Origin of the sequence: Achromobacter sp. UBA5777 (assembly GCF_002418565.1) — a bacterium.
Lineage (GTDB): Bacteria > Pseudomonadota > Gammaproteobacteria > Burkholderiales > Burkholderiaceae_B > Achromobacter > Achromobacter animicus.
In genome coordinates this window covers 1-3,421 of the sequence record NZ_DIEJ01000085.1, presented here as the reverse complement: position 1 = coordinate 3,421, position 3,421 = coordinate 1, and the positions used below count along the sequence as shown (strand labels likewise).

Genomic DNA, 3,421 nt, shown 5'->3' with positions numbered 1-3,421 from the left:
GGCTGCCCACGGCGGTCGCCGCGCGTACGGACGGGGCCTGATCGGCGCGGCACGCGCAAGGCGTCAATGGCCGCGGCGCGCCCGCAGCTTCAATCGCCGCTGCGGCACACGCGTCAACGCGCCTAGCGCAGCAGACTGACCGTGGCCAGCCCCGCCGCCGTCAGCGCCAGCGACCCGGCCAGACTGAAACCGGCATAGCCCAGCGCGCTGACATACGCGCCGCGCTCCAGCATCGCGACGGTCTCTGCCGAAAAGGTGGAAAACGTGGTCAGCCCGCCCATGAATCCGGTGATGGCCCCCAGCCGCACCCACGCCGGCCACTCGGGGTGCCCGGCCACCAGCGCCAGCACCACGCCCACCAGATACCCGCCCGCCAGATTCACCGCCAGCGTGCCCCACGGCCACGAGCCCGCATTCAGCCACAGGCCGACCAGCCAGCGGCACCACGCGCCAAGGATCGCGCCCAGGCCCACGGCCAGGAAATTCAGGGGAACCAGCGTTTGATAGGCGGACATTTAGGTCAGACGGTGCCGTGTTGTTTGAGACGCAGGGAAAAAACCAGCAGCAGTATGCCGAAGAACACGGCATAGATCCCGATCACCCACACCAGCGCCAGCGCGCCGGCGCCCGGCTGCATCACCAGCATGGCGCCGAAGGCCACCGACACCAGCCCGGAAAGGCCCAGCAGCCATTCGTTGCGGATGGCCTTGCGAAAGCGCACGGCGGCGATGATCTGGAACACGCCCGCCACGATCGCCCAGATGGCGATGATGTAGAGCAGGATCAGCGCGGTCAGCCCCGGCCACAGAAAGGTGACGATACCCGCCGCCACGCCCAGCAGGCCCACGATGATCAGCGCCCACAGCGGTTTGCCGTTGTCCCGGATGCGGAATCCGGCGATCAGCGCCAGCACCCCGTCCACCAGCGCGAAAGCGCCCCACACCAGCACCAGCGCCGACAAGGTGATGGCCGGCATGAACATGGCCATGAACCCGAACAGGATGGCAACGACGCCGCGAAGCGCCACCCATCCCCAATGACGACCGATTTGATCCACGACTTGCTGTTGCAGCATGACGACCTCCGGTGTTTGCAAAGGGTGGCCTATCTTAGTCCCGCTGGCCGGCAGGCGCATCCGTTCAGCCTGCATTCAGCTTCGGCAAATAAGGCGCTTTCCGCCGAAATCGATTGAAATTTTCGTGCGCGAAAAGGCCGCGCTTTTTTAAGAGTAATTCTCATTAAATGCTAGAATCCGGCCGCTTCCTGCCCGACATTCCATGGACACCCAACCCGCTCCCCGCCGCCGCGCCTACTGGCTCAAGACACTGCATCAGTGGCACTGGATCAGTTCTGCGCTCTGCCTGCTGGGCATGCTGTTGTTCGCGGTGACGGGGCTGACGCTGAACAACGCGTCACACATCGAATCGAAGGCCGTGGTGACCAGCCGCGAGGCCCGTCTGCCTGAATCCCAGCTCCAGCAGCTCGCCGCCGCGCCCGCGGCAAAAAAGGCGCCCCTGCCCGCCTCGGTCGCCGCCTGGCTGGACGAGACGCTGGACGCCTCGACAGCCGGCAAGACCGCCGAGTGGTCGCCTGACGAGGTCTACCTGTCGCTGCCCCGCGCGGGCGGCGACGCCTGGCTGTCCATCGACCGCGCCAGCGGCGACATCGAATACGAGCGCACCGACCGCGGCTGGATCTCGTACCTGAACGACCTGCACAAGGGCCGCAATACGGGTCTGGCGTGGAGCTGGTTCCTGGACATCTTTGCCGTCGCCTGTCTGGTGTTCTCGCTGACCGGACTGGTGCTGCTCAAGATGCACGCCGGCAACCGCAGCGCAACCTGGCCCATGGTGGGACTGGGCGTCGTGATTCCGCTGGTGCTGGCGCTGCTTTTCATTCACTGATTCCATCGATACGCCCTGGAGATTTCCATGCGCAAGTTGCTGTTGCCGGCGCTGCTCGCCGGCCTGATCGCCCGAACGGCCCACGCCGCAGACATCGGCCTGTCCATCGAGGTGCCGCGTCTGGACGTGGCCGAATACCACCGCCCGTACGTGGCGATCTGGATCGAGAACCCCGACCAGAGCGTCGCCACCGACCTGGCCGTCTGGTACGACGTGGCCAAGAAGAACAACGAAGGCACCGAGTGGCTCAAAGACATGCGCCAGTGGTGGCGCCGCAGCGGCCGCAACCAGCAGTTCCCGGTGGACGGCGTCAGCGGCGCGACAAAGCCCGTGGGCAAGCACGCGCTGTCGTTTGACGCGGCCAGCAAGCCGCTCGCGCAGCTCAAGCCCGGCCAGTACGCGGTGGTGGTCGAAGCCGCGCGCGAAGTGGGCGGCCGCGAACTCGTGCGCATCCCCTTCCAGTGGCCGCCGCAAAAGGCCGAGCAACTGAGCGCGCGCGGCGAACACGAACTGGGCGCCATCGCGCTCGACCTCAAACCCTGACCGGCCCCGTGACCAGCCCCTTTAGCAACGCAAGAAACGCAAGGAACGCAACGATGAAATCCGCCGCCAAACTGGCCGCCGCCCTGGCGCTGTGCCTGCCCTTTGCCGCTCACGCCCATGACGTCTGGATCGTGCCGTCCTCGACAGTGCTGTCCGGCACCGACAGCTGGATCACCGTGGACGCCGCGGTCGGCAACGACAAGTTCTACTTCAACCACGCGCCGCTGCGCCTGGACGGCCTGACCGTCACCGCGCCGGACGGCAATGCCGCCGAAGCCGAGAACATCAACCGCGGCAAGCTGCGCAGCACGTTCGACCTGCAGTTAAAGCAAGCCGGCACCTACCGCGTTGCCGTGGTCAACGACGGCGTATTCGCGCGCTGGAAGGAAGACGGCAAGAACAAGCGCTACTTCGGCAAGGTTGAAGGCATGGCGCAGGCCGTGCCGGCCAAGGCCGACGAGCTTGAAGTCTCGCAGAGCCTGGGCCGCGTCGAGACCTTCGTCACCGCCGGCAAGCCCTCGGCCGTCAAGCCCGTGGGCCGTGGCCTGGAGCTGGCGCCCGTGACGCACCCGAACGACCTCTTCACTGACGAGGCCGCCACGTTCCAGATGTTGCTGGACGGCAAGCCCGCCGCGGATCTCGAGGTGAATGTCGTGCCCGGCGGCAGCCGCTATCGCGATAAGGTCGGCGAAATCCAGATCAAGACCGACAAGGACGGCAAGTTCTCGGTGAAGTGGCCGCAGCCCGGCCTGTACTGGATCGAAGCCGGCATGGAAGACGCCAAGGTCACCGTGCCGCAGGCCAAGAAGCGCCGCCTGTCGTACGCCGGCACGGTTGAAGTGCTGCAACCGTAAGGCAAAGGCGCGCGCGTGGCGACCTCTCCTTCCTTCGCACCGCGCAACGCGGCGGCCCCGGCCGTCCGCGTCGCCTATGGCGCAATGCCAGCGCGCCCGGCCGCGCTGGCAGGCGCCACC

The 3,421-nt window shown here is 66.6% G+C and carries 5 protein-coding genes; 3 read left to right on the top strand and 2 right to left on the bottom strand.

The window, feature by feature from the left end:
- Nucleotides 1-122 precede the first annotated feature (122 nt).
- Together crcB and B3446_RS06110 are read right to left on the bottom strand one after the other, a co-directional pair.
- A complete protein-coding gene (gene crcB / locus B3446_RS06115; protein WP_191575653.1) occupies nt 123-515 on the bottom strand; it encodes a fluoride efflux transporter CrcB in 393 nt (130 codons plus the stop codon).
- A gap of 5 nt (nt 516-520) precedes the next feature.
- Nucleotides 521-1,075, bottom strand: coding sequence for an HdeD family acid-resistance protein (locus tag B3446_RS06110; protein WP_056562763.1), 555 nt, complete (start codon nt 1,073-1,075; stop codon nt 521-523).
- A 202-nt stretch (nt 1,076-1,277) separates the two neighbouring features.
- On the opposite strand from B3446_RS06110, the gene B3446_RS06105 reads away from it, so the two are divergent.
- The 3 genes from B3446_RS06105 to B3446_RS06095 are packed head-to-tail and all read left to right on the top strand — an operon-like array spanning nt 1,278 to nt 3,301.
- Nucleotides 1,278-1,904 carry a PepSY-associated TM helix domain-containing protein gene (locus B3446_RS06105; protein WP_291378451.1) on the top strand — a complete coding sequence of 209 codons (627 nt, stop codon included), beginning with the start codon at nt 1,278-1,280 and terminating at the stop codon, nt 1,902-1,904.
- A 27-nt stretch (nt 1,905-1,931) separates the two neighbouring features.
- The gene (locus B3446_RS06100) at nt 1,932-2,447 is read left to right on the top strand and encodes a DUF2271 domain-containing protein (protein ID WP_056562769.1); all 516 of its coding nucleotides are present in this window, start codon (nt 1,932-1,934) and stop codon (nt 2,445-2,447) included.
- A 53-nt stretch (nt 2,448-2,500) separates the two neighbouring features.
- A complete protein-coding gene (locus B3446_RS06095; RefSeq protein ID WP_191575655.1) occupies nt 2,501-3,301 on the top strand; it encodes a DUF4198 domain-containing protein in 801 nt (266 codons plus the stop codon).
- The last annotated feature ends 120 nt before the right edge of the window (nt 3,302-3,421 follow it).

Bases quoted from the DNA above. Each gene is read 5' to 3' on its own strand.
- B3446_RS06110 (WP_056562763.1), bottom strand. From the start codon at position 1,075: ATGCTGCAACAGCAAGTCGTGGATCAAATCGGTCGTCATTGGGGATGG.
- crcB (WP_191575653.1), bottom strand. From the start codon at position 515: ATGTCCGCCTATCAAACGCTGGTTCCCCTGAATTTCCTGGCCGTGGGC.
- B3446_RS06100 (WP_056562769.1), top strand. From the start codon at position 1,932: ATGCGCAAGTTGCTGTTGCCGGCGCTGCTCGCCGGCCTGATCGCCCGA.
- B3446_RS06105 (WP_291378451.1), top strand. From the start codon at position 1,278: ATGGACACCCAACCCGCTCCCCGCCGCCGCGCCTACTGGCTCAAGACA.
- B3446_RS06095 (WP_191575655.1), top strand. From the start codon at position 2,501: ATGAAATCCGCCGCCAAACTGGCCGCCGCCCTGGCGCTGTGCCTGCCC.